The following is a 24,288-nucleotide window of genomic DNA, read 5'->3' as shown; positions in this document are numbered from 1 at the left end:
CTATGAGCAGCGTTACCCTCGTGGCCAAATCCAAATTGCCAACCCCCTGGGGCACCTTCACGCTGGTAGGTTTTCAGGAAACCGGCACAGGCAAAGATCACGCCGCACTGGTGATGGGCGACATTACCGGTGAAGAGCCCGTGCTGGGCCGGATCCACTCAGAGTGCCTGACCGGCGACGCCCTGTTCAGCCTGCGTTGTGACTGCGGTTTCCAGTTGCAGGCGGCCATGGAGAATATCGCCAAAGCCGGTCGTGGCGTGTTGCTGTATGTGCGTCAAGAGGGTCGTGGCATCGGCTTGCTCAACAAGATCCGCGCCTATCACCTGCAGGATCAGGGTGCCGATACCGTGGAGGCCAACGTGGCCCTTGGTTTTGCCGCCGACATGCGCGATTACACCATCTGCGCCGATATGCTCAAGCAGCTTGAAGTCAAGTCTCTCAAACTGATGACCAACAACCCGCGCAAGATGAAAGCCATGGAATCCTTCGGTATTCCGGTGGCCGAACGGGTACCGTTGCAGGAAGGGCGCAATCCCCACAACGAGTTCTATCTGTCGACCAAGGCCAACAAGCTGGATCATATGCTGAAGAAGTGAGCCTGCGTTGACGAATGTCAGATAGTCAAACGCCTCCCATTGGGAGGCGTTTTTCTTGGGATGACCACACATCAACCCAAGCTATCTAAGTGGCACGGTCAGATTGGCCAGCAGAGCTTCAAGCTCTTCGCCAGTGCGGGCAGCACAGTATTGTTCGACCCGCTCGCGGGTCAATTGCGGCGCGAGACGTTCAATCAGATCGTAGAGATAGCCGCATAAAAATGCCCCTCTGCGCAACCCGATAGCAGCTACACCGCCTGGTAGCCAGGGCGCCGTTTTGAGCACCAGATCCCCATCGCGCTGGGGCTCCCAGGCAAAGGTTGCCATCACCCCGATGCCCATCCCTTGTCTGACATAGGTCTTGAGCACATCGCTGTCGCTCGCACAGCAGGAGATCCGGCTCTCGGCATGAGCGCAATCAGAGCCATGTGCAGCAGAGAGCGCCCTTCCATCGGTCACCAATGCAAACTCCACCAGCTCGGCCGGGGTCAGCGATGTTGCTTTGGCCAACGGATGCTCCTTTGGCAGCACCAAGCCCCGTTGCCACTGAAAAGAGGGGAGCATCAGCAGATCGCTCCCCTCCTCCGGTTCATCCGCCAGCAGCAGATCGGCCGCGCCATCATGCACGGCTGCGCGACACTGCGCAGCACTCCCTTGCATCACAGTTACGGCAACTTTGGGAAAGCGGGCCATGAACCCCTTGAGGATGGCGGGCAGAATATAACGGGCTTGCAGATGAGTGGCGGCAATGGTGAGGGTTCCCTGCTCCGGATGCACATGCTGCCTGGCCATGACCTTGATGGTGGCGACCTTGTCCAGCACCTCCTCGGCCACTTTGATCACATCACGACCTATGGGGGTGATTTGGGTCAAGTGTTTGCCGCTGCGCTCGAAGATCTGGATCCCCAGCTCATCCTCCAGCATCCGCACCTGTTTGCTGATCCCGGGCTGGGAGGTAAAGAGGCTCTCGGCGGTGGCCGACAGATTCAGCCTGTGGTTGGCCACCTCGACGATATAGCGCAATTGCTGCAATTTCATGGTGTAGCCCTCAAGCGAACCCACCGTTAATAGTAACAAACTTTCAGCAATGGCCCGCCACCATCAGGCCGGGCGATCCTTAAGTAGAAAATCGCGCAAGGCACGGTTGGCCATGGAGAGCGGATCGCCACGCCGCCACGCCACGCAGAGATCGAGATAGATGGGCGGGTCGAAGGGCACGCCACTCAGATCTGGCTCCTCTTCCAGCACCATCCGCAAGAAGGTTGTCACAGCAAAGCCTTGCCGCACCACCGCCTTGAGCAGAGGGATAAGATTGCTCTCGAAGGCGATATCGGGTTCAACGCCCAGGCTCTGGGCCAGCGCCTCCATATGCTCCCGGTGATAAAAGCCACGGCGAAACAGCGCCAGCTCCTGAGCGAAAAACTGCGAGAGGGTGACGGCCGATGCGCCACGCAAGGGGTGATCGTCCCCCACCACCATCAACATCTCTTCGCTCAGCAGATGTGCCCCCTCGATGGCGGGGGGGAGATCACTGGTGATGAGAATGGCCAGATCGAGGGAGCCATCCACCATCCGGCTGAGCAGCTCGCGGGTACCGGCCTCCTCAACACGGATCTTGAGGCCGGGGTAGCGGTGCTTGAAGGCCATCAGACGAGGGGGGAAATAGTAGGAGCCCATCATATAGGGGATCCCGATCCGCACCTCCCCCCGCTCCAGCCCCTTGAGCTCGGCCATCTCGGCCTCGGCCTGATGCATCTGCAGCAACAGACGCTCGGCATGGCGACAGAGCACCTCTCCCTCAGGGGTGAGCCGTACCGCCCGGTCCTGTCGATCAAACAGCCGCAATTCGAGCTGCTGCTCCAGCTTGGCGATGGCCATGCTGATGGCCGGTTGTGCCACATGCAGACTGTTGGCTGCCTTGGTAAATGAGCCGGCATCCCTGACCGCCAGCAGATAAGTGAGCTGTTTCAGATCCATGTATCAATTCATCTTATGAGATGGATAACTTAAATATATTATATTTATAACCGCAAGGACTCTACCCTGACCAAAAGTAGTCAGGACAATACGCAATGATTGAAGTTGGAAGTCGCGAGTGGATACGTGCAACCCTGGCCCTCAGCCTGGGCTCTTTTCTGGTGTTTCTGAACCTCTACCAGACCCATCCCCTGTTACCCCTGATCGCCGAGGTCTTCTCGGTCAACTCCCTCTCGGCCAGCTGGACCCTGGCAGGATGCACTGCAGGCCTCGCCGCCTCCCTGCTGATCTGCGCCAGACTGGCGGATCGCCATGGCCGTCGGCAAGTCATGCTGGGTACCCTCACCCTGGCGATCCTGCTCTCACTGTTGATCCCGCTGGTTGAGCAGTTTGGTTCCCTGCTGTTGCTGCGCATCCTGCAGGGCGCGCTGCTGGCAGGGCTGCCCGCGACCGCGATTGCCTATATGGGGGAAGAGTTCAGCAAACGGGCGCTGCTCTCGGCGGTGGGGGTCTATATTGCCGCCAACTCCCTCGGTGGCATTGCCGGTCGGGTGGTCGGCGGTCTGTTGGCGGGCTGGTTTGGCGACTGGCAGCATACCTTTCTGGGGATTGGTGTAATCAGCCTGTTACTGCTGCCGCTGGTCTTCTGGCTGCTGCCCCATCAGACCCGCTTTGTGGCGAGCGCCCCCGTTCGCGGCCAATTTGCTCACGCCTTGCAACAACACCTGACCAATCCCTTGCTGGTAGGGGCCTATCTGATTGGCGGCCTCAACTTTATGGTGTTTCTGAACCAGTTCAGCTACCTCACCTTCTTGCTGGCCAAGCCCCCCTTCTCCCTGCCCACCCAGTGGCTCGGCATGCTATTTCTCACCTATCTCTCGGGAACGGTGGCCTCCTCCTTGAGCGGCCGCTTTGCCAACCGCTGGGGGGCACAACGCATGCTGCTGGTCGGGATCGCCCTGATGGCTATCGGCAGTCTGTGGCTGCTGCAGGGCAGTCTGCTCGGGATCCTGAGCGGCTTGCTGGTCTCCAGCTTCGGTTTTTTCCTGGCACACGCCTGCGCCAGTGCCTGGGTGGGTCATCATGTCGAACACAACCGGGCCCTCGCCTCCTCCCTCTATCTGGTGGCCTACTATCTGGGGGCGAGTCTGGGGGGACTTTACCTGCACCCCTTCTGGGAGCAAGGCGAGCTGGGCGGTCTGGTCATGGGAATTGAACTGGTCCTCATCCTGACGGCGGGCTTGAGCCTCTGGCTCGGCCGTCTCAAGCAGCGAAGCCAATCGCCACTCTCTGCCCAGCAACCACACCGACACGGGTAACGGGATCAGCGCAAACAGGGCCACCCACGAGCAGATAGCGCTCTCGCAACCAAGCACCGCCAGATAACAAAAGGGGTCACACCGGTGACCCCTTTTGCTGCGTTATTCAAGAGCCTGTCAGGCTCGCACCGCATTTAGAGCAGGATCACTCCTGATCGAAATAATCCGCAGGCACCGCGACCACAGCACCGGTCGCCACCTCTTCGGCGATCACCTCAGCCAGCGGGCGCAGATGAAACTTGATCTGTCCGGAGGGCAACATCAGGCCAATATCGGGGTTGCGGGTATCCTGCATGTTGCCGGTTTTGAATGGCAGCTCGGGATAGCTCGCTACCAGATCTTGCAGTGAAGTGACCACCAGCTCGATATGTTCCAGCCCCGCCTGATGGACGCGACCCGGTTTCGGTGCAGCCAGCTCGATACAGGGTACCTGTACCTCATCAGCCAACAGCGGCTGATGCAACTGATAAGTGGCGATGGGACGTCCGCCAATCATACCCTCCACCAGCAAGGTACCTGCCTCAGCCAGCACAGCACATAGCGCGCCGTACTCCTGCAGGGTAGCCGCCCGATAACAGAGGTGATCGACCGTTGGCCGGGAAATGGTGACGCCACTGGCGGCCAGTTCGGCCAACAGCTGAGAAACAAATGGGGCCATTGGCCCCAGTGTGGAATCGAGTGGGTGGGACATGCTTACCATTTCTTCTTGGGTTGAAACAGGACATCGAGCTCGTCAGCTTCCTTGTCCTTGATGTTTTGCAGATCCTGCGCGCTATTTTGCTGCTGCAGCTCTTCAAGCTCCTTGAGCCCCTGACGCATATCTTCTTCACGGGCCAGCAGATAGGGATCCTTGTCGCCCACGCTCGCCATGGCCGACAGACCCTTGGTATAGAGCTGGCGGCATGTACCATATTGGCCCTGAATGCGAGCATCCATCGCCCGCTTGACCAGATTGGAGATGTTGATCTTGAGCTGCATCAGCTCAAGGCGGCGCTCTTCCTGGGCAAACCCCTGAGGGTCAATCTTGCCCTTGTTGTGCTCGACCCGCAGCACGGCCCGCATCTTCTTGACCAGCTGCAGCATCTGGATCGCCTGACGATCGGACTCCGGGGTCTTGAACTGACCCTCATCCTGCACGCTGTAGTTCTCCTGCACATTCTTGATCTGGGTCTGCACATCAACGATGCGCTGCTTGATCTGATTGTTCGGCATCACCTGGGCGATGGCGCGATAGGCATCGAGGATCCGGTGCTGCAACAGCAACACCATGTTCTTGGAGAAAGGCACCAGATTGACGTTCAGCAACACCTCTTCGGTCTCGTCAGCCACCGTCTTGTGTCTGGCAACGGCGTGACGCTTGTCCGCCTCTGCCTTCTGCTTATATTGCTGCACCACGTTATAGGCGATAACCAAAAACAGGAGTGCGCCAATAGACAGCAATACCAAAGTTAAAATCATAGGATGTCCAAACCCCTGTTCCTATCCAATTGCGTGATCCTACAACAGCTTACCCACTTAAGGTAGCCTGCAGATCCCCCCTTGCCCACGATTTGTCACCAAGCTGTGCCCCCGGTCTCAGGGAGAGATTGCAGGATCAGGGGATGATGACCATGACGGTCACCTCCCCATAGTATCGCCCATCAGCGCCATTACTTGAGGTTAAAGCCCCGCGATTGCAGGAATCCCAGCATGAAAGGTCGGGACTCCTTGCCCAGAATGGCGCGGATCTGGCCGCTCCAGGTCTGCTGCTTGTTGTTGCTGCTACGGGCCTGATAGTAGTCCGCGATCTGCTGATCGTACCGGGCCAGCAGGTCGCGATCCAGCTCGTGCTGGTAGCGCTCCTGATGCACCACCAATCCCCTGGGCAGACGGGGTTTCTGCTCCGGCTGCTGGGCAGGATGACCAAGGCAGAGGCCAAACAGCGGGATCACCTGATGGGGCAAGCCGAGCAGTTCGCTCACCTCGGCCGGATGGTTGCGAATGCCGCCGATATAGACCCCGCCCAGCCCCAGCGACTGCGCCGCCAGCAAGGCGTTTTGCGCCATCAGGGCGCCGTCGATGGCTCCGATCAGCAACTGCTCCGCATAGCCGGTCTGGGCCTCGGGCACGATCTGGGTGTGGCGGTGGTAATCGGCGCAGAACACCAGAAACTCGGCCGCCTGCACCACATAGGGTTGATTGCCCGCCAGCATGGCCAACTGCTGACGCGTATCGGGCTCGCAGACTCGCACAATACTGGTCACCTGCAAAAAGCTCGAGGTTGAGGCGGACTGGGCGGCGGCGAGAATGGCATCCAGCTGCTGCGGGGCGATCGGCTCGGCAGTGAACTGACGAATGGAGCGATGGGAAAGGATAAGATCGATGGTCTGATTCATGGCACCTCCAAAATGAGGTAACACCATAGCGAAAAAAACGAGGGAGCCCAAGGCTCCCTCGCACACCCAGCTTAAGGGGCCGGATAGACGTAAGGGGCTTGCAACCCGAGCGGGAAGCCGAGCGCCCAGTAGAGCAGCAGGAAAATCGTCCAGCTCACCAGGAAGGCCAGCGAGTAGGGCAGCATCATGGAGACCAGGGTACCGATCCCGGTGCTCTTCACATACTGCTGGCAATAGACCACCACCAGCGGGAAGAAGACCATCAGCGGGGTGATGATGTTGGAAGCAGAATCCCCGACCCGATAGGCCGCCTGGGTCAGCTCGGGGGAGATCCCCACCGCCATCAGCATGGGTACCAGGATCGGGCTGATCAGCGCCCACTTGGCGGAGGCCGAGCCGACTACCAGATTGACGGTGGCGGTGAGCAGGATCATCCCGACGATGGTCACTTCACCGGGCAGCGCCAGCGCATGGAGCACTTCGGCACCGGAGAGGGCCAGCAGGGTGCCCAGGTTGGAGTCACCAAACGCCTTGATAAAGAGCGCGCAGAAGAAGGCCATCACCATGTAGGAGCCCATCTTGTTCATGGTGGCCGACATGGCATCGATCACATCCTTGCCACTCTTGAAGCTACCTGCGACAAAGCCGTAGACAATCCCAGGCAGGATAAAAAGCAGGAAGATGAGCGGCACTATGGACTTCATCACCGGCGCGGCGAAGGTGGTCAGGGAGCCATCGGCAGCACGCAGCGGTGAATCGCTCGGGGAGAGCGCCAGCGCCAGCAGCACGATAGCCGCCAGCATGGCAAACCCGGCCCAGTTGAAGGCCCGGCTCTCTTGCGCGCTGTAGCGCCCCATCTCGTCGGCACTCTCCAGATCCGCGTTGAGCGCCACATGCTTGAGGCGCGGCTCCACCACCTTTTCGGTGACGAACCAGCCGACGCAGATGATCAGCAACGAAGAGGCACCGGTAAAGATGATGTTGCACAGGGTGTTGACCATGTAGTCAGGATCGAGCAACTGAGCGGCGGACTGGGTAAAACCCTGCAGCAGCGCATCCCCGCCGGAGGGCAGGAAGTTGGCGGCAAAACCGCCGGAGACACCGGCAAAGGCAGCTGCGATCCCCGCCAGCGGATGGCGTCCGGCAGCGTGGAAGATGATGCCACCGATGGGGATCACCAGCACATAACCCGCATCTGCGGCGGTGTGGCTGACGATCGCTACAAGGATCAGCATGGGAGTGAGAAAACGGGCAGGCGTCACTTTCAGCAACTTTTTCAGACCGGTATTGATAAAACCGGACTGCTCGGCCACCCCGACCCCGAGCATGGCCACCAGCACGATCCCGAGCGGGGCAAAGCCGGTAAAGGTGGTCACCATGGTGGAGAGAAACTCGGCCAGACCGGCACCGGTCAGCAGGTTGTTGACCACTACCGCCTCCCCGGTACGGGGGTTGACCAGATCAAACTGGAATTGTGACAACACCCAGGAGCCGACCCAGACGATCAGCAAGGCGTAGAGGAACAGCATGGCGGGGTCGGGTAATTTGTTCCCGGCTTTCTCGACGCCATTGAGGAAACGGTTCAGCCAACCTTTGGGAGGGCTGGCCGGACGGTCATTGACAGCAGCATGACTCATTATTGCGATACTCCTTTCCCTAGAAACGAGGTCGCATGCTAGCAATTCCAGTCAATCCGTCTCATGACCGATCGCAAAAGAATGATTAATTTTGATTAAACATTGCGGAATAAAATCCCAAGTTGTGGCCTAACGCACACTTGTTACTCTGCCATCACGGCATCTAGCAGTGGATAACGCCCGACCTGGCACTCCACCACAAAACCGCTCGCCTCGACTTGCGCCACTGTCAGCGGCTTGCTGAACAGATATCCCTGGAACACATGGCACCCCTGGGTCTGCAGTGCGGCCAGCTCGTGAGGCTCCTCCACCCCTTCCGCCATAATCCCCAACCCCAGATTGGTGGCCATGGCCGCAGTCGCCCGGATCACCGGCAAGTTGAGACCGACCACGAAGGAGCGATCCAGCTTGATGTTGTTGATCGGCAACCGGTTGAGATAGGCCAGCGAGGAGTAGCCGGTACCGAAATCATCGATGGCAATCTTGATCCCCTGTTCGCTCAAATCGTCGAGAATGCCGAGGCACCCCTTCATATCGAGCATCAGCACGGTTTCGGTCAGCTCCAGCGTCAACAGGGAGGCATCCACCCCGTGCAGCTCCAGCTGCTGGCGAACTTGCCCGGGCAACGCCGACGAGAGCTGGAAACCGGAGAGGTTGACGGAGACCGGCACCCGCTGATGGAAGCGCTTCTGCCAGCTGGCTACCTGTGCCAGCGCGGTGGAGAGCACCCAGCTGCCGATCTCGCGGATCAGCCCCATCTCTTCGGCCAGCGGGATAAATTCCACCGGCGACACATGGCCGAGCACCGGGTTGTACCAGCGCAGCAGCGCCTCGTAACCGATCAGACGCCGTTTGGCGGCATCGACCTGCGGCTGGTAACAGAGGCTCAGCTCCTGGCGGCCGATGGCCTTGGCCAGAAACTGTTTGAGATTGAGCTTGCGCTGCAGGGTCTGCTGCATGCTGGGGGTGAAACGCTGCCAGCGCAGCCGCCCCATCTGCTTGGCCTGATACATGGCCATGTCGGCACGGGTGATGAGGTTGTCCCCGTCATCCGCATCATCGGGATAGATGGCGATACCGATACTGCCGCCGATGGTCACCTCCGGCAGCCCGCTCAGTTGCAGCGGCTTGGTCATCTGGGAGAGCATCTGATCGGCCACCTCTTGCGCCCGATCCCCCTGATTGCCCAGCGGCACCAGTGCTGTGAATTCATCGCCACCGAGGCGAGCCAGCTCCACATCCCGCGGGCAAATCTGTTTGAGGCGACCGGCGACCCGCTCCAGCAGGCGATCTCCCGCCTTGTGGCCGTAGTTGTCGTTGACCAGCTTGAAGTTGTCCAGATCCATGAACACCAGCGCGAAACGCTCCCCCAGCCCGCAATAGGCCTCAAGGGATTTCATCAAGCCATACCGATTGAGCAGGCCGGTCAGGGAGTCGTGCCAGGCGAGGTGGCGATGCTCCAGCTCTTCGAGTTTGCGATCGGTAATATCCCGCATGGTGAGCAGAATACGGGCCCCCTGCTGGATATAGCGGAACTGATACTGGAACCAGCGCATCCCTTTGAGGGTGCGGCACTCCCCCTCGGTCACCACTTCATCGAGACGGGAGAGCTTCTGGTAGAAGCTATCATCATTGCCGGAGAAAACCTGGGAGAGCTTGGCGATCTGGTGGCCGAAACACATTTCGAAGTGATAGTTGCCACTCTCGAACACACCATGGCTATCGAACAGGCAGGCAAGGGTATCGCCGGTTGCCAGCGAGGACTCCTGATAGAGGGTATCGGAGTCGAGCACCGCTTCGGTCATCATCATCAGCCGGCCAGCCAGTTGAATACCAGAGAGGCGCAGATAGATCTGCTTCTTGACCCCCTTTGGGGAGAGGGTCCACCACTCGTTGTAACTGCGCCCCTGCTGAAAATCACCCAGATAGCGCTGTAGCAGCAGATCGATGGCGGTTGCCATATCGGCAGAGAAGTCGCGGGAGCAGAGTTCGTCGAGAGACGTCGCCTCCCACACGGAGAGCGCGGCGCTGTTTGCCCAGAAAATATGGTGATGCTCGATGTCATAAACCCAGATCGGGGTATGCAGAACATCCATCGTCTTCAGTAACCGTTCGTCAAGCGTATTCATCTGGTCAAGGTCATTCATGCTGGATGGTCACTGGTTAACCGGAAAACAGATCTGGCAAACCGCTAGCTGCAGAATGCAAGGTGCAAATACCTCTCGGCCATTATCCCTTTTCACATAGCCAAGAGCGGACAAAACTATTTCAGATATCAACAACAGGGCAGCCTGTACGGCAATACTACAAAGGACTCAGCCAAGGACCCTGTTAATCCAAGCAAATCAGATAGTCGATTTTTAACTTTTTTCCCCAGTAAAAACAAGCACTAAGAGCTATCCACTCGAGACCTTGAAAGAGCAATTGCATATTTGCTGCGATAAATTTGTTATTAACATTTAAATCAATGGTGGAAATAGTCATCACTCTCTGTCACAAAGCTTCCATTAATTAACCAAGCGGATGGATAAACAGCCAAAAAAACGCCAAATCGGACAAAAATAGTTCACTAAGGCGGAATTGATATACCCCAAATTCATTTTTCAACAGGCAATGAGCAAAACCCGAATATATGATCTGCATCACATTGGCAGTGGATGGCAAACCACCCCGGCTGAGCACGCAGAGCAACCCTGCGTCCTTCCATCAGGTTGCAATATCGGCCTTCGCCTGCGGTTATAGCGGAACAAATCAGGGAATATGGCAAACATCACTGCCGCAGTACCATTTGGCATCGTGCCGGAATAATCACCAGCTTGGGGAAACTGAGATGACGGGCGGGTGGAGAACTGATATCAACAGAAATCGAATCCAGATCAATTAAACGCTGAATTACCCTTGCCAACCCGGAACGCTCTTTTTATGGTTGCCCCCTTGTTACACCCAGAACAGCGTTTATGAAGCACATCGAAGAGTTCTACCTGTTCGTCAAGGTGGTGCAAGAGGGAGGATTCTCCCACGCTGCAGCCGCACTGGGCATGCCAACAGGCACCATCAGTCGACGCATTTCCCAGCTGGAAGAGCAACTGGGTTGCTCCCTGCTACATCGCTCTACCCGCAAGCTCCGCCTTACCGATGATGGCCTCAGATACTACGAACGTCTCTGCACGCCACTCGCACAAATCGAGCAGGCCACCAGCGAGATCCAGGGTCAAGAGGCCGACATCACCGGGCTTATCCGGATAGCTGCGCCGATCGCACTCTCCAACACCATCCTCATCGATATGCTGGCCGAATTTGGGCTGCACTATCCCGAGGTACAGTTCGATATCACCCAGACCAATGATCACCAGCACCTGTTCGACAATGATCGGGATCTGGTGTTCTTCAACGGTGAGCTGCCCCAGTCGCTGCCCAATGCGATCTGTCTCGGCCATATCGAGTACGGCCTGTTTGCCTCACCACTCTATTTGACCAAGAAGGGCACTCCCTCCCATCCCAACCAGCTGGAAGAGCATGATCTCATCTACTGCTGGCCTCACCAGCACTGGCAGCTGACCGACAAGGATGGCCAGAGCGTCTGCATCAAACGCAGCGCCAAACTGACCGTCAACCAGACCCAGGCCGCGGTACGCGCAGCCCGGCGTCATCTGGGGATCGTCAACGCCCCGCTGCACTATCTGAGCAGCTTCCTCCATGACGAGCAGCTGGTGCCGGTACTGACCGACTGGCAAACCGGCAATCGCCCCTTCTACATGTTGTGTTGCCAGCACCAGTTCGCTCCGTTGCGTGTTAAGATGTTCGTTGAATTTGTTGAAAAATACTCAGCACGCTATCGCAATCGGCAGTGGGACAACCAATTTTCACAAGGTGATAGCCTCACCCATTGCATCTGACCGTTAGCGGGCCACACTTATAGCATCCCTTGCCAACAGAGCCTGCCTAACGCCATGAATGTATTGATATGTGATGACTCCGGGTTCGCCCGCAAACAGCTGGCGCGGGCGCTCCCGGCCGACTGGAAAGTCGATTTGCACTACGCAGCCAATGGTCTCGAAGGGATCGAACAGGTGCTGATGGGTCATGGCGATCTCATCTTCCTCGATCTGACCATGCCGGAAATGGACGGTTACGGCGTGCTGGAGACCCTCCAACGGGAGGGTCTGCGCAACAAGGTGATCGTGGTCTCCGGGGATATCCAACCAGAGGCCTATCAACGGGTCATGGGGCTGGGGGCGCTCGATTTCATCAAGAAACCCGCCGCCCCAGAAACCCTGCTCGCCCTGCTCAAACAACACGGTTTCTGGAGTGCCGCCCCGAGCGGTCAACCAAGCTCCCCCGAGCAGCTGACAAGCGGCGTGGTAGCCGATGCAGGCGTCAAGATCCCCCCCGAAATCCGCGATGTCTATCAGGAGCTGGCCAACGTCTCCATGGGTCAGGCAGCTGACTTGCTGGCTCGTCTGCTCAACGCCTTCGTGGTACTGCCTATCCCCAACGTCAACGTGCTGGAAGTATCAGAGTTGCATATGGCTCTCTCGGCCGCTGCGGATTCAGATACCCTCTCCGCCGTCTGTCAGGGGTTTATCGGGGCGGGGATCGCCGGTGAAGCGCTGATCCTGTTCCATGACTCCAGCTTCAAAGATTTGGCCAAGCTGATGAACCATCAGGGGACGCTGGACCGCACCGCCGAACTGGAGCTGCTGATGGATACCGCCAACGTGCTGATCGGCGCCTTCCTGCGCGGCTACGCCAACCAGCTCGACACCCCCTTTAGTCAGGGGCACCCGGTGGTGCTCGGCCAGCACAGACCCATCAACGAGCTGATCAACACCAACAAGAGTCGCTGGCGCCGCACGCTCGCCATCGAGATCAACTACCGGATCCAGGATTACGCGGTGCAGTGTGATCTGCTGCTGCTGTTTACCGAAGATTCCATCGCCACCATGAACAACAAAATCATGCACATGCTCTAGGAGTGACTATGGAAATCCGTGAATTTCATTGGCTGATGAACATAGTCCAGAACCTGGACGTAGGCCTGGTAGTGCTCGACAAGGAGTACAAGGTACAGGTGTGGAACGGCTTTATGGAGAGCCACAGCGGCCGACTGGCCAGTGACGTGCGCGATGGCGTACTGTTCGAGCTCTTCCCCGATGTGGACAGAGCCTGGTTCGAGCGCAAGGCCAACATGGTCTTCAAGCTCAACAACCGCGCCTTCAGCACTTGGGAGCAGAAGCCCTATCTGCTACGTTTCTCCAACTATCGCCCCATTACCGGCTCTGCCCCCCATATGTTCCAGAACCTGACCCTGGTGCCACTGGCCGATTTCGGCGGTCAAGTAACCCATATCGCGGTGATGATCTACGACGCCACCGATGAGGCCATGCTGATGAGCGGCCAGCGGCAGGCTTGAGCTTGCAGCAAATAACAGAGGGCGCCGCGGCGCCCTCTGTTATTTCGGTATGAACAGGTCTTGGTATAACCTCTACCTCACCAGCCGTCTCAACGCGCTCCGAGATACTCGGTGAAGGCGTCGATCACCTCTTCAATATCGTCATCGTTGATTTGCAGATGGGTCACCAGCCGCAGCTCGCCGTAACCGGAGAAGAGGATCCCCCTCTCCTTCATAAAGGCCAGCAAAGGGGCAGACTCCCCCTCACGCAGCCGCAGGAACACCATGTTGCTCTGCACCAGCGAGAGGTCGAGCTCGATGCCCGGCAGTGCAGCTAACCCTTCGGCCAGCCGTTTGGCACGGCGGTGATCATCGGCCAGGCGGGTCACATGCTGCTCGAGGGCAAACAGACCGGCTTGCGCCAGAATCCCCGCCTGACGCATGCCACCTCCCAGCATCTTGCGTAGGCGGCGCGCACGGGCGATGAAATCGTGGCTGCCCACCAGCAGAGAGCCCACCGGTGCGCCCAACCCCTTGGAGAGGCAAATCGAGATGCTGTCAAACGGTGCAGCGATCACCTCGACCGGGGTCTCGCTGGCCACGGCGGCGTTAAAGAGCCTGGCGCCATCGAGATGAAGCTTCAAGCCGCGCTCGGCAACGAATGCCCCCATCTCCTGCAGATAGGAGAGCGGCAGCACCTTGCCGTTGTGGGTGTTCTCAAGGCAGATCAGGCGAGTCTGGACGAAGTGGGCATCATCAGGGGCCAGCGCAGCCTTGATATCATCGAATGCCAGCGTGCCATCGCGCTGCATCGGCAAGGGTTGCAGGGCCACGGAGCCCAGCACGGCACTCCCCTGCGCTTCATAGCGATAGATGTGAGCGGCGTTGCCGAGGATGGCCCCCTCACCGCGTTGACAGTGGCTCATCACCGCCAACAGATTGGACATGGTGCCGGACGGCACAAACAGCGCCGCCTGTTTGCCCAGCAATCTGGCCCCAAAGGCCTCCAGCGCGTTGACGCCCGGATCTTCACCATAGACATCGTCACCGACTTCAGCGTGGAGCATGGCTTGACGCATGGCGTCAGTAGGCTGGGTGACGGTGTCACTTCGTAAATCGATATAGCGCATGAGATCCCTCCTGAAACAGGAGAGTGACGTTAGCCATGCGCCCCTCGCTTGGCAAGGGGCGCATGAGCAGAATGTGAAGCCAATAGACGTCCATAGAACCCGCAGGCGGGATTTACCAAGGCAGCGGCTGACCGTTGAGATCCAGTAGCTGACCCGATTGGGTCAACGATAACCCCTTGATGAGATTGAGCAGTTTCACCGCCACCTCGGCAGGCTCCTGCAATTGCTCCGCAGGCAACTCGCTCAGAAAGGGGGTGTTCATCGGGGAGTCCATCAAGCCGGGCGCCACCGCTACCACCCCCGCTTGCGAGAAACGTTGCGCCCACTCGAGGGCCAGGGTTTTCACCCCCATGTCGAGGGCCGCCTTGCTCATCCGGTAGCTGTAACGCCCCCCCTCCAGATTGGAGGTGATGGAGCCCGCCAGATCGGAGATGGCACAGAGCCACAGCGGATGGTCATTGCCCATCAACCGACTGAAACGGGCAGCCAGCGCCAGTGTTGGCCAGGCATTGGCCAGCAGGCTGTCGCACAGCCACTTGGGGTGCACCTCTTCGACCCGCTGCTCTGGCATAAAGCTGACATCGTGCAACAGGCCGATGGTGTTGATTACCACAGTGGGAAGCGGATCGGTGTCGTAGAGGGTAAACAGGGCGTCGAACGAGATGGCGTCCACCTCTTGCAGCGGGAAGAAGGCCGCCATCTCGATCCCTTTTGGATAGGTGCGCCCGGCCAGAAGGAAGGACTCCCCCCTTGCCATCAGCTCTCTTGCCAGCGCCGAGCCCAGCGCACCGCTTCCGAGGATCAAGTAGCTCATCGCCCATTCCATGGAGAGTTATCTTGCTTAGAGCGTATCAGAATAATCAACCGGCCGTGACACGACCAAAGGGTAATATGCCCCTCATCACGCTTCCCCCAGATGGCGACCAAACTCCCGCGCCAGCGCCAAGTCGAGAAAACCGTCCGCTCTCTTGTGGGTGCGCAAAAACTGGTAATAGGCGAGCAGGGTGACCAGTGCCTCCTCATCGGGCAGCCCCACCCCGGGTTGCTGCTCGCCCAGCAGTAGTTGCGCCGCTGCCAGCGCCTCCCTGTCTACCACTTCCGCCTGACGGTAGAGATAACCGCAGCCGGTTGCCAGCCACTCCAACGAGCAGTTGGCCCCCATGGCGATCTGGTTGGCCCGCGCCAGGCCAGGCTCGGCTCCCTTTAAATATTTGCGGATCAGCGCTTCACTGAGCCCCACCTTGCGGGCAAACGCGCTCACGCTCATCTCCCCGATCAGGCTCTGCAAGCGCTCGGCAAATCCTTCCATCCAACTCTCTCCTACTCTGCGATCAGAACCAAAGTTCGAATCATGCCACTGCCCATTATTGCTTTGCCAGCCACATGAGGCCAAGATGCCCGCAGTCATCTATGTTGCACATCGTTTTCGCATCGTGTTTTTCAAGGAGTCAACCATGTCTGTATCCCGTGTCGCCCTGCATCCGCAAGGCCCCACCTTCTCTCGCCTCATCATGGGTTACTGGCGCCTGATGGAGTGGCAGCTCTCTCCGGCCGCTCTGCTCGATCTGATGAAATATCATCTGGATCTGGGGGTCACCACCATCGATCACGCCGATATCTATGGTGGCTACCAGTGCGAAGAGGCCTTTGGTCACGCCCTGCGCCTCGAGCCTTCCCTGCGCAGCCGGATGGAGATCGTCACCAAGTGCGGTATTGCCCTCACCGCCAAGCCGGAGCATGCTCTCAACCACTACAACACCGGCAAGGACCATATCATCGCCAGCGCCGAGGCCTCGCTGCGCAAGCTCGGCACCGACCATCTGGACCTGCTGCTGATCCACCGCCCGGATCCCCTGATGAACGCAGATGAAGTGACCGACGCCTTTATCACCCTGAAACAGGCGGGCAAGATCAAGCACGCCGGGGTATCCAACTTCACCGCCCGTCAGTTCGAGCTACTGCAATCGCGCCTCCCCTTCCCGCTGGTCACCAACCAGCTGGAGATCTCACCGCTTCATCAGGAGGGAACCCTCGATGGTACCCTGGATCAGTGCCAGCAGCTTGGCATCAAGCCGATGGCCTGGTCATGTCTCGGCGGCGGCCGACTGTTCAGCGATGACGCCTATGCCCCGCTGCGTGCCGAACTGGAGCAGATCCGTCAGGAAGTGGGCGCCCAGACTATCGAGCAGGTGGTCTACGCCTGGGTAATGATGCTGCCAAGCCAGCCGCTGCCATTGATTGGCTCCGGCAAGCGGGAGCGGATTGCTGCCGCCGTGGCCGCCGAATCTGTCGAGCTGAACCGCCAGCAGTGGTTCCGCATCCGCAAGGCGGCGCTCGGTTACGACGTCCCCTGATAACAGCAAAACGTCCAGAAACAAAAACGGCATGGGGAAAACCCATGCCGTTTTTTTATTGCCGAGGCACCTTAGCGGTGGCGCTGTTGCGGGCGACCACGGGGAGCATCTGTCTTCGGTTTGGCCTGGTTGACGGTGATGGTACGGCCACCGACTTCTGTGCCATGCAGGCCAGCGATGGCCTTTTCGGCATCACCATTGACCGGCATTTCAATAAAACCAAACCCCTTTGACTGGCCGGTATCGCGGTCGATGATGATATCAACCTTGTCGACCTGTCCAAACTGGCTGAACAGGGTTTTCAGTTCGTCGGCCGTCATCCGGTACGACAGATTTCCTACGTAAATCTTCATGCCATCCACTCTCGATTCAAGGTGCCTTCTCTATGCAATTCCCAGCATAACGGTAAGGGCACAACCCCTATGCCGGACCTGCCATGGCTTCATGCCGTGGCCTTCTCCACACTGTCGTCAAGTGATTGATCTCTTGGGTTAACAGTGCAGACAAGATCAATTCGAGTCACTGGCAGTATCTGAGCTTTGCCGGGAATTGTCGAGAAAATAGTCGACTCAGGCCGATTGCAGATCTGACAACCGTTGCGCCAGCATCCGGCGACCGTGCCAGGCCCGTTTAAAGCCGAAGCGATAGACAGACGGGCTCACCAGATGCAGCTCCCCTGCCTTGAGATCCAGCAAGGCCATGGCCGCCGCCAGCTCCTCTTCACTCAGCTGCAGATCGAGGCTGAAGTCGAGCCACTGGCCGTCGTGACCCACTCGCCGCTCCCGCTCGAGCGCCACCAGCTGGTTGCGGGGCAGCGCCAGCGCCTCATCCTTGTTGCCATTGAGCAGATAGATATGCTGTTCGTCCCACCCCAGCTCCGCCAGGCGCCAGGGCTGCCAGCTGCGGGGCAGCGACACCATGATCCCGGTGATGCCACCAAAGACCACGCCCACCCAGTTGAGCAACGCCATGGCGCCCCAGCCATCCCACAAGGAGGCCGCCACCACGCCCCAACTCACCAGCAACAGCAGAAAAATGACGCAGCGATAGCGCACCGCTGGCGGCATCAACAGCTGCACCTGCGAACCGGCAAGCAAGGATGTAATACGCATGAAAAGCTCCTGTCATCACGAAATGGCGCCATTGTGAATAGCCATCAGGATGCTGACAAGGGGGTTTTCTTTGTCATCCCCCTATAAAATCAATACCATGGCGTAAATGATTCTCAGTGGAACCCGCTTCTTGACCAGCTCGCAACCCTGTGTGCGCTTTTGTGGCGTCGACAAATTCTATGGCGATTTTCAGGCTCTTCATCACATCGATCTCACCATTGAACGGGGAGAGAAGTGGGTCATCTGTGGCCCGTCAGGCTCGGGAAAATCGACCCTGATCCGCACCATCAACGGGCTGGAGGGGATCGACGACGGCCAGCTGTTCCTGTTTGGCGAGCCGGTGACCCCTTCCTACCTGCGCCGCCTGCAAGGTCGGGTTGGCATGGTGTTTCAGCAGTTCAACCTCTTCCCCCATATGACGGTGCTGGAAAACCTGATGGTGGCACCGGTGCATACCCTGGGGTTGCGCCCTCAGGAGGCCAAAGCCCGGGCGCTCGGGCTGCTCGAGCGGGTGCGCATTCAGGCACAGGCCGACAAGTACCCTCACCAGCTCTCCGGCGGCCAGCAGCAGCGGGTCGCCATCGCCCGCTCCCTCTGCATGCAACCCGAGCTGATGCTGTTTGACGAGCCCACCTCCGCCCTCGACCCCGAGATGATCCGCGAAGTGCTCGATGTGATCCGCGAGCTGGCTGACGAGGGGATGACCCTGATCTGCGTCACCCACGAGATGGGCTTTGCCCGTCAGGTGGCGGATCGGGTGCTCTTTATGGACGAGGGCAAGATCATCGAATCGGCCCCGCCCGCCCAGCTGTTCAACGCCCCCCGGCACCCGCGTACCCAAGCCTTCCTCGAACAGGTGCTTAGCTATCATGGCTAGGCTCAATCGCCCCCGCCTGCTCGGCTGGTTGTCAGGCACTGTGATGCTCTCTGCGCTACTGGGCTGGGCGCTCTATAGCGGCGCTCGCCAGATGGGCTATGAGTGGCAGTGGCCGCGGGTGTTGCCCTTTCTCGGCGAATGGGATGAGGGAACCTTTTATGCCGGCCCCTTGCTAAGCGGCCTGCTGGTCACTTTGCAGGTGGCGCTGCTCAGTCTGTTGGGCACGATGGCGGTCGGTGTGTGCGTGGTTAGCCTGCGGCTGCTTCCCTCCAGGCTCGGCCCCTGGCTCGCCATCGCCTATCTGGCGCTGGTGCGCACCACGCCCCAGCTGGTGCAGCTCTATATTCTCTATTTCTTGCTGGGCCCCATGCTGGGATTGGCCCCCCTTGCCTGCGCCGTGTTGAGCCTCTCCCTCTATCAGGGGGCCTTCACCGCCGAAGTGCTGCGTGCAGGTGTACAGGCCATTCCCAAAGGACAGTGGGAGGCAGCCCAGTCGCTTGGCTTGTCACGGGCCATCACCCTGCGCAAGGTGATCCTGCCCCAGCTGGTGCGCATCACCTTGCCGCCGCTGACCAACGAGCTGGTCTCCCTTATCAAACATTCGGCGCTGGTGAGTGTGATCGCCATCTTCGATCTGACCAACGAAGGGCGTACTCTGGTTGCCGATACGTTTCTGACCTTTGAGGTGTGGTTTACCGTAGCTGCCCTCTATTTGCTGTTAACCCTGACGCTGTCAGCCTGTTCGCGGGCGCTGGCCCGTCACCTGAATCCGGATCAACAAGGACGCTAACCATGAATCTGTCATTCAAGACCACCCTGTCGGGCGCTGCCCTGCTGCTGGCAAGCCTGCTCACTCCGGCACTGGCACAAACTGCCCCCTCCGACACCCAGGCACAGATCGAGCAGAGCGGTACCCTGCGGGTCGGCATGTCCACCTTCGCCCCCTGGGCGATGCGCGACAAGCAGGGGGCCCTGATCGGTTTCGAGATTGACGTGGCCCGTCGCCTCGCCACAGATAACGGCTGGCAGGTAGAGTTCGTGCCTACCGCCTGGGATGGCATCATCCCCTCCTTGCTGGCGAAAAAATATGACGTCATCATCGGCGGCCTCACCATCACCCCCGAGCGGGAGAAGAGCGTGCGCTTCACCCAGGCCTACTCCCATTCGGGGGTGCAGCTGGCCGCCTCCAGCACCCTGGCCAAAGAGAAGAAAACCGTGGCGGACTTCAACCAGCGCGGGGTGATCCTGGCGGTACGTCGTGGCGCCTCGCCGGTACAGGTAGCCAAAGCGCACTTCCCCAAGGCCACCCTGCGCCAGTTTGATGACGAGTCACAGGTATTTCAGGAGGTGCTGAACGGCCGCGCCCACGGCGCCCTCTCCTCTTCCCCGAAACCCGAGCAAGAGGCGCTGCGCCACCCGGATGCCCTCTTTATGCCGTTTGCCGAGCCGTTGGCACAAGGCGATGAAGGCTTTGCCCTGCGCAAGGGGGATGATGCCCTGGCTGAGCAGTTCAACGAGTGGATCGCAGCCCGTCAGGCCGATGGCTGGCTCAAGGCGCGCCATGACTACTGGTTCAAGTCGCTGGCGTGGGAAGCGCAGGTCGCCAATCCCTGATGCTGATGGCCCTCAAACAGACCATCCGGCGAATCGTCCGGAAGCCATGTCGGAACATCAACTGGCTGGATGGGGCGATCGCCCTGATCCTGCTGCTGGCTGGCCTCTGGCTGGCCAGCCGTTTGCACATCGGGGTAGCCTATCAGTGGCGCTGGCATGAGGCCTTCGATCTGCTGTTCACCCCTGGCCCTCACGGCGAGTTGCCCTACTTTTTCAGCGGTCTGCTCACTACCTTGCGCATCGCCCTGCTCGGCATGGTGCTGGCGCTGCTGCTCGGCACTGCGCTGGGGGTAGCCGCCTTCAGCAGCCGCCCCTGGCTGGTGATGCCCGCGACCCTGTTTATCCAGCTGATCCGCAATCTGCCGCCGCTGGTCTTTATCTTCATCTTCTACTTCTTTATCGCCAACCAGCTGCTGCCTTCGAGCGGCCTCTCCCGCTGGCTCGGCACCGTATCACTCTCCCCGTGGCAAGAGGCGCTGTTTGGCCCCCCTGCCCGCTGGGAGAACCTCATCTCAGGCACCCTCTGCGTTGGCATGATCAGCGCAGCCTTCGTCGCCGAGATCGTCCGCGCCGGGCTGGCCGCCATCCCCCGTGGCCAGTGGGAGGCGGCGCAGAGCCTCGGGCTCTCCCCCTGGGTGCGGCTGCGCCATGTGATCCTGCCGCAGGCCATGCTGCTGATGCTCCCCCCCCTCACCGGCCAGCTCATCGCGCTGGTGAAGGATACCGCCATCGTTTCCCTTATCTCGGTGCAGGAGCTCACCTTCGTCGGCACCGAGATGGCCAACTCCAGCGGACTGGTCTACGAGATCTGGCTGCTGGTGGCCGCGGCCTATTTATTTATATGTTTGAGTCTGTTCGTATTGCTGAGCCGACTCGAAGCAAGACAAGGAGCACGCACATGCTGACGTCCCTGTTGCTAGCGACTGTATTGCAAGCGGAAGCCATCGGTGGTTATGCCGCCGGTTGCCTGAAAAACGGCGTATCCCTACCCCTCGAAGGGCCGGGTTATCAAGTGATCCGCACCAAGCGGCTGCGCTACTACGGCCACCCCGACCTCATCCACTATCTACAAGCGCTGGCCAACCAGACCCGCATGGCCGGGCTGCCGGATCTCTATATCGCTGATCTGGCGATGGCCCGGGGCGGCCCCTTTACCTCTGGCCATCGCAGCCATCAGACCGGACTTGATGCCGATATCTGGTTTCGCATGGCCAACCGTCCCATCAGCAAATGGGAGCAGGATGCCCCCAAGGAGTGGGCGCTGATCGACGAACCCAGCTACAAGATGTTACCGGGCCGCTTTGGCCCCCAGCAGCTTACCCTGCTGCGGCTGGCGGCCAGCAAACCCGAGGTGGCCCGCATCTTCGTCAATCCGGTGATCAAATCCGCGGTCTGCCAACAGGCTGGTAACGAACCCTGGGTCGCCAAGCTGCGCCCCTGGGTGGGCCACTTCAGCCACTTCCACGTGAGGCTGCGCTGCCCGGTAGGCAACCCCGATTGCGAACCTCAGGCCCCCATTCCGCCCGGCAATGGCTGCGGGGAAGAGCTGGCCTCCTGGCTCAAAGACAAGCCCCAACTGCCCAAGGCCTCCGGCATCAACAAGCGACCCGAACTACCTGCGCGTTGTGGCAACTGACCCCAAGCTGGTATGGTGGTGCACTCTTGGTCGTACACCATCCATGGCGCACTATCGACTCGAAATATCAAAGGAGAACAACAAGATGGCCACATCACTCTGGCGCAGAACCACGCAGAGCCTGTTGACCCTGACCCTGCTGCTCGGCCTGACCGGCTGCGGCATGAACAATATTCCGACCCTGGATGAGCAGGTCAAGGCGAGCTGGGGGCAGGTGGAGAACCAGTATCAGCGCCGTGCCGATCTCATTCCCAATCTGGTCGCCACCGTCAAGGGCTACGCCAGCCATGAGCAGGAGACCCTAAAGGCGGTCACCGATGCCCGTGCCCGGGTCGGCAGCGTGCAGGTGAGCGATCCTGCCCAGCTCAAGGAGTTTGAAGCGGCGCAGAACCAGCTCTCCAGCGCCCTCTCTCGCCTGATGGTGGTGGTAGAGCGCTACCCCGAGCTGAAAGCGGATCAGCAGTTCCTTGCCCTGCAGGCCCAACTGGAAGGAACCGAGAACCGCATCTCGGTGGCTCGCCGCGACTATATCGAGGCGGTGCGCCAGTTCAATACCGAGATCCGCACTTTCCCCGGCGTCATCTGGTCCAAGTTGCTCTACTCGGATCTGGAAGCCAAACCCAGTTTCAGTGCCAAACCCGGTGCTGATGAGGCGCCCAAGGTCAGCTTCCAATGAAGATGATGCTGCGCTGGTTTCTTCCCTGTCTGCTGCTCTGGGCCACTGCTCTGCAAGCGGCACCCGACTTCCCGACGCTGAGCGGACGGGTGGTGGATGAAGCCAGTCTGATGTCCCGCAAACAGGCCCATCAACTGACCCAGCAACTGGCGGCCTTTGAAAAGCGCAGCGGTATCCAGCTGGTGGTGGTCTCTGTCGACAGCCTCGATGGGGAGACTATCGAGGAGTACGGCTACCAGCTCGGTCGCCACTGGGGGATCGGCCAGAAAGGCAAAAACAATGGCGTGCTGTTGCTGATCGCCCAGGATGAGCGCAAGGTGCGGATCGAGGTAGGCTATGGATTGGAAGGCGCCCTGCCCGACGCCATCGCAGCCAACATCATCCATGGTCGCATCCTGCCCGCCTTCAAGCGCGGCGATATGGTGGCCGGGATCATGGCGGGCAGCCAGAGCATCATGAAGGCACTCGCCGGAGAATATCAGCCGGTCGAGCAGCCAAAGAGTGACAACGGTGGCGGCCCCTGGCTGTTTATTCTGGTGGTGATTGCGATGATCGTACTCCACAACCTGCGCGGGGGTGGTGGCGGTGGGCCGGGAGGACGACGTCGGTCGGCCTACATGGCCGGTGGATTGGGTGCCGGCTCCTTTGGTGGTCGCTCCGGCGGCGGATTCAGCGGTGGCGGCGGCAGTTTTGGCGGCGGCGGAGCCTCCGGTGGCTGGTAACAGGAGTAAAGAGACAAATCATGATTTCTAAACAGTTCTTCCACACGCTTCAGGCAAAGGTGCGCGAAGCGGAGCTAGAGACTGATGCTGAACTGGTCACCGTGCTGGCCCCGGCCAGCGATGGCTATCGCTACATTCCCACCCTCTGGGCGGCGCTGCTGGCGATGCTCACCCCGCTGCTGGTGTTCCAGCTCGGCTTCTGGCTAGGCTGGTACGAAATCCTGCTGGTGCAGTGGTCGGTCTGGCTGCTGCTGAGCCTGCTGTTCCACTGGACCCCCATCAAGATGCGGCTCATCCCGAAGAAGGTTCGCCAGCACCGGGCGGCCCTGATGGCTCGCCTGCAATTTGTCGAGCAGGGGCTGCACCGCACCCGCGACCGGCTCGGGGTGCTGATCTTCGTCTCGGCCGCCGAGCACTATGTAGAAATACTGGTGGATGACGGCATCGCCCAGCATATCGACAACGGCCAGTGGCAGGAGATCATCGACGACTTCGTGGCACGAGTGCGCAACAAGGAGATCGAACAGGGTTTTCTGGAGTGCGTAGAGCGCGTTAGCGCCATTCTGACCGACGCCTTCCCGGCCACCCGGGATCAAAACGAGTTGCCGGACAGTCTGATCATCCTCGACAAGCCCTGATCCGGTTTAAAAAACCGGCATTCTGCACAAGGGTTAGGCATTCGGAAAAGATTATGAAAAATAAGGGGAAAAGAGGTTGACCCACACAGCCCTTTCCCCTAAATTACGCCCCGTTCCAGCGCAACAGCGCAGCGAACGAAAATTTGGTGAGGTGTCCGAGTGGCTGAAGGAGCACGCCTGGAAAGTGTGTATACGGCAACGTATCGAGGGTTCGAATCCCTCCCTCACCGCCA

At 59.4% G+C, this 24,288-nt stretch carries 26 protein-coding genes and 1 tRNA gene; 15 read left to right on the top strand and 12 right to left on the bottom strand.

Features of this window, described 5'->3' with window-relative positions:
* The first annotated feature begins 2 nt into the window (after nt 1–2).
* On the top strand, nt 3–596 hold the full coding sequence (gene ribA / locus AB5Y86_RS01825; protein WP_005337152.1) for a GTP cyclohydrolase II: 594 nt from the start codon (nt 3–5) through the stop codon (nt 594–596).
* Between the two features lie 81 nt (nt 597–677).
* Here ribA and AB5Y86_RS01820 read toward each other — a convergent pair whose 3' ends face one another.
* Together AB5Y86_RS01820 and AB5Y86_RS01815 are read right to left on the bottom strand one after the other, a co-directional pair.
* Nucleotides 678–1,634, bottom strand: a complete 957-nt coding sequence (locus AB5Y86_RS01820; RefSeq protein WP_368191898.1) for a LysR substrate-binding domain-containing protein — start codon at nt 1,632–1,634, stop codon at nt 678–680.
* Nucleotides 1,635–1,697: 63 nt separating this feature from the next.
* A complete protein-coding gene (locus tag AB5Y86_RS01815) occupies nt 1,698–2,573 on the bottom strand; it encodes a LysR family transcriptional regulator (RefSeq protein WP_019444700.1) in 876 nt (291 codons plus the stop codon).
* Nucleotides 2,574–2,668: 95 nt separating this feature from the next.
* On the opposite strand from AB5Y86_RS01815, the gene AB5Y86_RS01810 reads away from it, so the two are divergent.
* Entirely contained in the window at nt 2,669–3,892 is a 1,224-nt protein-coding gene (locus tag AB5Y86_RS01810; protein WP_368191896.1) for an MFS transporter, read from the top strand.
* Between the two features lie 145 nt (nt 3,893–4,037).
* Here AB5Y86_RS01810 and AB5Y86_RS01805 read toward each other — a convergent pair whose 3' ends face one another.
* From AB5Y86_RS01805 to AB5Y86_RS01785, 5 genes are all read right to left on the bottom strand, one after another.
* Complete coding sequence (locus AB5Y86_RS01805) at nt 4,038–4,592, bottom strand: VOC family protein (RefSeq protein WP_368191894.1); 555 nt, start codon at nt 4,590–4,592, stop codon at nt 4,038–4,040.
* Nucleotides 4,586–5,350 carry a hypothetical protein gene (locus AB5Y86_RS01800; protein WP_005337161.1) on the bottom strand — a complete coding sequence of 255 codons (765 nt, stop codon included), beginning with the start codon at nt 5,348–5,350 and terminating at the stop codon, nt 4,586–4,588. The genes AB5Y86_RS01805 and AB5Y86_RS01800 overlap by 7 nt, the downstream gene beginning before the upstream one ends.
* 191 nt (nt 5,351–5,541) lie before the next feature.
* Nucleotides 5,542–6,267: an oxygen-insensitive NADPH nitroreductase gene (gene nfsA / locus AB5Y86_RS01795; RefSeq protein WP_368191892.1), complete on the bottom strand. Its 726-nt coding sequence runs from the start codon at nt 6,265–6,267 to the stop codon at nt 5,542–5,544.
* A 71-nt stretch (nt 6,268–6,338) separates the two neighbouring features.
* Entirely contained in the window at nt 6,339–7,904 is a 1,566-nt protein-coding gene (locus tag AB5Y86_RS01790; RefSeq protein WP_368191890.1) for an AbgT family transporter, read from the bottom strand.
* Nucleotides 7,905–8,047: 143 nt separating this feature from the next.
* The gene (locus AB5Y86_RS01785; RefSeq protein ID WP_013723827.1) at nt 8,048–10,000 is read right to left on the bottom strand and encodes a bifunctional diguanylate cyclase/phosphodiesterase; all 1,953 of its coding nucleotides are present in this window, start codon (nt 9,998–10,000) and stop codon (nt 8,048–8,050) included.
* Nucleotides 10,001–10,861: 861 nt separating this feature from the next.
* Here AB5Y86_RS01785 and AB5Y86_RS01780 point away from each other — a divergent pair.
* The 3 genes from AB5Y86_RS01780 to AB5Y86_RS01770 are packed head-to-tail and all read left to right on the top strand — an operon-like array spanning nt 10,862 to nt 13,317.
* A complete protein-coding gene (locus AB5Y86_RS01780) occupies nt 10,862–11,800 on the top strand; it encodes a LysR family transcriptional regulator (protein ID WP_005337171.1) in 939 nt (312 codons plus the stop codon).
* A gap of 54 nt (nt 11,801–11,854) precedes the next feature.
* On the top strand, nt 11,855–12,877 hold the full coding sequence (locus tag AB5Y86_RS01775) for a response regulator (protein WP_368191888.1): 1,023 nt from the start codon (nt 11,855–11,857) through the stop codon (nt 12,875–12,877).
* 8 nt (nt 12,878–12,885) lie between these two features.
* Entirely contained in the window at nt 12,886–13,317 is a 432-nt protein-coding gene (locus AB5Y86_RS01770) for a PAS domain-containing protein (protein WP_005337175.1), read from the top strand.
* Between the two features lie 89 nt (nt 13,318–13,406).
* Here the strand turns inward: AB5Y86_RS01770 and ltaE are convergent, their stop codons facing one another.
* From ltaE to AB5Y86_RS01755, 3 genes are all read right to left on the bottom strand, one after another.
* Nucleotides 13,407–14,426 carry a low-specificity L-threonine aldolase gene (gene ltaE / locus AB5Y86_RS01765; RefSeq protein WP_005351141.1) on the bottom strand — a complete coding sequence of 340 codons (1,020 nt, stop codon included), beginning with the start codon at nt 14,424–14,426 and terminating at the stop codon, nt 13,407–13,409.
* A gap of 112 nt (nt 14,427–14,538) precedes the next feature.
* The gene (locus AB5Y86_RS01760; RefSeq protein ID WP_368191886.1) at nt 14,539–15,240 is read right to left on the bottom strand and encodes an SDR family oxidoreductase; all 702 of its coding nucleotides are present in this window, start codon (nt 15,238–15,240) and stop codon (nt 14,539–14,541) included.
* Nucleotides 15,241–15,327: 87 nt separating this feature from the next.
* Entirely contained in the window at nt 15,328–15,735 is a 408-nt protein-coding gene (locus AB5Y86_RS01755) for a helix-turn-helix transcriptional regulator (RefSeq protein ID WP_158113437.1), read from the bottom strand.
* A 145-nt stretch (nt 15,736–15,880) separates the two neighbouring features.
* On the opposite strand from AB5Y86_RS01755, the gene AB5Y86_RS01750 reads away from it, so the two are divergent.
* The gene (locus AB5Y86_RS01750; protein WP_368191884.1) at nt 15,881–16,780 is read left to right on the top strand and encodes an aldo/keto reductase family oxidoreductase; all 900 of its coding nucleotides are present in this window, start codon (nt 15,881–15,883) and stop codon (nt 16,778–16,780) included.
* Between the two features lie 71 nt (nt 16,781–16,851).
* On the opposite strand, the gene AB5Y86_RS01745 is transcribed toward AB5Y86_RS01750, so the two are convergent.
* Together AB5Y86_RS01745 and AB5Y86_RS01740 are read right to left on the bottom strand one after the other, a co-directional pair.
* Entirely contained in the window at nt 16,852–17,133 is a 282-nt protein-coding gene (locus tag AB5Y86_RS01745; RefSeq protein WP_005337180.1) for an RNA-binding protein, read from the bottom strand.
* A 216-nt stretch (nt 17,134–17,349) separates the two neighbouring features.
* A complete protein-coding gene (locus AB5Y86_RS01740) occupies nt 17,350–17,892 on the bottom strand; it encodes a hypothetical protein (RefSeq protein ID WP_058057416.1) in 543 nt (180 codons plus the stop codon).
* Nucleotides 17,893–17,998: 106 nt separating this feature from the next.
* Here AB5Y86_RS01740 and AB5Y86_RS01735 point away from each other — a divergent pair, with 106 nt between their 5' ends.
* From AB5Y86_RS01735 to AB5Y86_RS01695, 9 genes are all read left to right on the top strand, one after another.
* Nucleotides 17,999–18,769 carry an amino acid ABC transporter ATP-binding protein gene (locus tag AB5Y86_RS01735; RefSeq protein WP_111901335.1) on the top strand — a complete coding sequence of 257 codons (771 nt, stop codon included), beginning with the start codon at nt 17,999–18,001 and terminating at the stop codon, nt 18,767–18,769.
* Entirely contained in the window at nt 18,762–19,559 is a 798-nt protein-coding gene (locus tag AB5Y86_RS01730; protein WP_267512285.1) for an amino acid ABC transporter permease, read from the top strand. Before AB5Y86_RS01735 ends, AB5Y86_RS01730 begins: the two co-directional genes overlap by 8 nt.
* Nucleotides 19,560–19,561: 2 nt before the next feature.
* On the top strand, nt 19,562–20,383 hold the full coding sequence (locus AB5Y86_RS01725) for a transporter substrate-binding domain-containing protein (RefSeq protein ID WP_150389276.1): 822 nt from the start codon (nt 19,562–19,564) through the stop codon (nt 20,381–20,383).
* The gene (locus tag AB5Y86_RS01720; RefSeq protein ID WP_368191912.1) at nt 20,383–21,288 is read left to right on the top strand and encodes an amino acid ABC transporter permease; all 906 of its coding nucleotides are present in this window, start codon (nt 20,383–20,385) and stop codon (nt 21,286–21,288) included. The genes AB5Y86_RS01725 and AB5Y86_RS01720 overlap by 1 nt, the downstream gene beginning before the upstream one ends.
* Nucleotides 21,282–22,019 carry a penicillin-insensitive murein endopeptidase gene (mepA, locus tag AB5Y86_RS01715; protein ID WP_368191882.1) on the top strand — a complete coding sequence of 246 codons (738 nt, stop codon included), beginning with the start codon at nt 21,282–21,284 and terminating at the stop codon, nt 22,017–22,019. The genes AB5Y86_RS01720 and mepA overlap by 7 nt, the downstream gene beginning before the upstream one ends.
* Before the next feature lie 85 nt (nt 22,020–22,104).
* A complete protein-coding gene (locus AB5Y86_RS01710) occupies nt 22,105–22,695 on the top strand; it encodes a LemA family protein (RefSeq protein ID WP_005346564.1) in 591 nt (196 codons plus the stop codon).
* Complete coding sequence (locus AB5Y86_RS01705) at nt 22,692–23,417, top strand: YgcG family protein (protein ID WP_005337195.1); 726 nt, start codon at nt 22,692–22,694, stop codon at nt 23,415–23,417. The genes AB5Y86_RS01710 and AB5Y86_RS01705 overlap by 4 nt, the downstream gene beginning before the upstream one ends.
* Before the next feature lie 20 nt (nt 23,418–23,437).
* The gene (locus tag AB5Y86_RS01700; protein WP_005337196.1) at nt 23,438–24,055 is read left to right on the top strand and encodes a TPM domain-containing protein; all 618 of its coding nucleotides are present in this window, start codon (nt 23,438–23,440) and stop codon (nt 24,053–24,055) included.
* A gap of 145 nt (nt 24,056–24,200) precedes the next feature.
* A tRNA-Ser gene (locus AB5Y86_RS01695) sits at nt 24,201–24,288 on the top strand.

The sequence above is a fragment of the Aeromonas sp. s8 genome, from assembly GCF_040907785.1.
GTDB classification, from domain to species: Bacteria; Pseudomonadota; Gammaproteobacteria; order Enterobacterales; family Aeromonadaceae; genus Aeromonas; species Aeromonas veronii.
This window is presented reverse-complemented; position numbering and strand designations above follow the sequence as displayed.

Coding starts and splice junctions, on each gene's coding strand:
- ribA (WP_005337152.1), top strand. CDS start 3: ATGAGCAGCGTTACCCTCGTGGCCAAATCCAAATTGCCAACCCCCTGG.
- AB5Y86_RS01810 (WP_368191896.1), top strand. CDS start 2,669: ATGATTGAAGTTGGAAGTCGCGAGTGGATACGTGCAACCCTGGCCCTC.
- AB5Y86_RS01780 (WP_005337171.1), top strand. CDS start 10,862: ATGAAGCACATCGAAGAGTTCTACCTGTTCGTCAAGGTGGTGCAAGAG.
- AB5Y86_RS01745 (WP_005337180.1), bottom strand. CDS start 17,133: ATGAAGATTTACGTAGGAAATCTGTCGTACCGGATGACGGCCGACGAA.
- AB5Y86_RS01705 (WP_005337195.1), top strand. CDS start 22,692: ATGAAGATGATGCTGCGCTGGTTTCTTCCCTGTCTGCTGCTCTGGGCC.
- AB5Y86_RS01770 (WP_005337175.1), top strand. CDS start 12,886: ATGGAAATCCGTGAATTTCATTGGCTGATGAACATAGTCCAGAACCTG.
- mepA (WP_368191882.1), top strand. CDS start 21,282: ATGCTGACGTCCCTGTTGCTAGCGACTGTATTGCAAGCGGAAGCCATC.
- nfsA (WP_368191892.1), bottom strand. CDS start 6,267: ATGAATCAGACCATCGATCTTATCCTTTCCCATCGCTCCATTCGTCAG.
- AB5Y86_RS01805 (WP_368191894.1), bottom strand. CDS start 4,592: ATGGTAAGCATGTCCCACCCACTCGATTCCACACTGGGGCCAATGGCC.
- AB5Y86_RS01710 (WP_005346564.1), top strand. CDS start 22,105: ATGGCCACATCACTCTGGCGCAGAACCACGCAGAGCCTGTTGACCCTG.
- AB5Y86_RS01700 (WP_005337196.1), top strand. CDS start 23,438: ATGATTTCTAAACAGTTCTTCCACACGCTTCAGGCAAAGGTGCGCGAA.
- AB5Y86_RS01755 (WP_158113437.1), bottom strand. CDS start 15,735: ATGGAAGGATTTGCCGAGCGCTTGCAGAGCCTGATCGGGGAGATGAGC.
- AB5Y86_RS01800 (WP_005337161.1), bottom strand. CDS start 5,350: ATGATTTTAACTTTGGTATTGCTGTCTATTGGCGCACTCCTGTTTTTG.
- AB5Y86_RS01820 (WP_368191898.1), bottom strand. CDS start 1,634: ATGAAATTGCAGCAATTGCGCTATATCGTCGAGGTGGCCAACCACAGG.
- AB5Y86_RS01740 (WP_058057416.1), bottom strand. CDS start 17,892: ATGCGTATTACATCCTTGCTTGCCGGTTCGCAGGTGCAGCTGTTGATG.
- AB5Y86_RS01730 (WP_267512285.1), top strand. CDS start 18,762: ATGGCTAGGCTCAATCGCCCCCGCCTGCTCGGCTGGTTGTCAGGCACT.
- AB5Y86_RS01775 (WP_368191888.1), top strand. CDS start 11,855: ATGAATGTATTGATATGTGATGACTCCGGGTTCGCCCGCAAACAGCTG.
- AB5Y86_RS01735 (WP_111901335.1), top strand. CDS start 17,999: ATGATTCTCAGTGGAACCCGCTTCTTGACCAGCTCGCAACCCTGTGTG.
- AB5Y86_RS01760 (WP_368191886.1), bottom strand. CDS start 15,240: ATGAGCTACTTGATCCTCGGAAGCGGTGCGCTGGGCTCGGCGCTGGCA.
- AB5Y86_RS01720 (WP_368191912.1), top strand. CDS start 20,383: ATGCTGATGGCCCTCAAACAGACCATCCGGCGAATCGTCCGGAAGCCA.
- AB5Y86_RS01750 (WP_368191884.1), top strand. CDS start 15,881: ATGTCTGTATCCCGTGTCGCCCTGCATCCGCAAGGCCCCACCTTCTCT.
- AB5Y86_RS01725 (WP_150389276.1), top strand. CDS start 19,562: ATGAATCTGTCATTCAAGACCACCCTGTCGGGCGCTGCCCTGCTGCTG.
- AB5Y86_RS01815 (WP_019444700.1), bottom strand. CDS start 2,573: ATGGATCTGAAACAGCTCACTTATCTGCTGGCGGTCAGGGATGCCGGC.
- AB5Y86_RS01790 (WP_368191890.1), bottom strand. CDS start 7,904: ATGAGTCATGCTGCTGTCAATGACCGTCCGGCCAGCCCTCCCAAAGGT.
- ltaE (WP_005351141.1), bottom strand. CDS start 14,426: ATGCGCTATATCGATTTACGAAGTGACACCGTCACCCAGCCTACTGAC.
- AB5Y86_RS01785 (WP_013723827.1), bottom strand. CDS start 10,000: ATGGATGTTCTGCATACCCCGATCTGGGTTTATGACATCGAGCATCAC.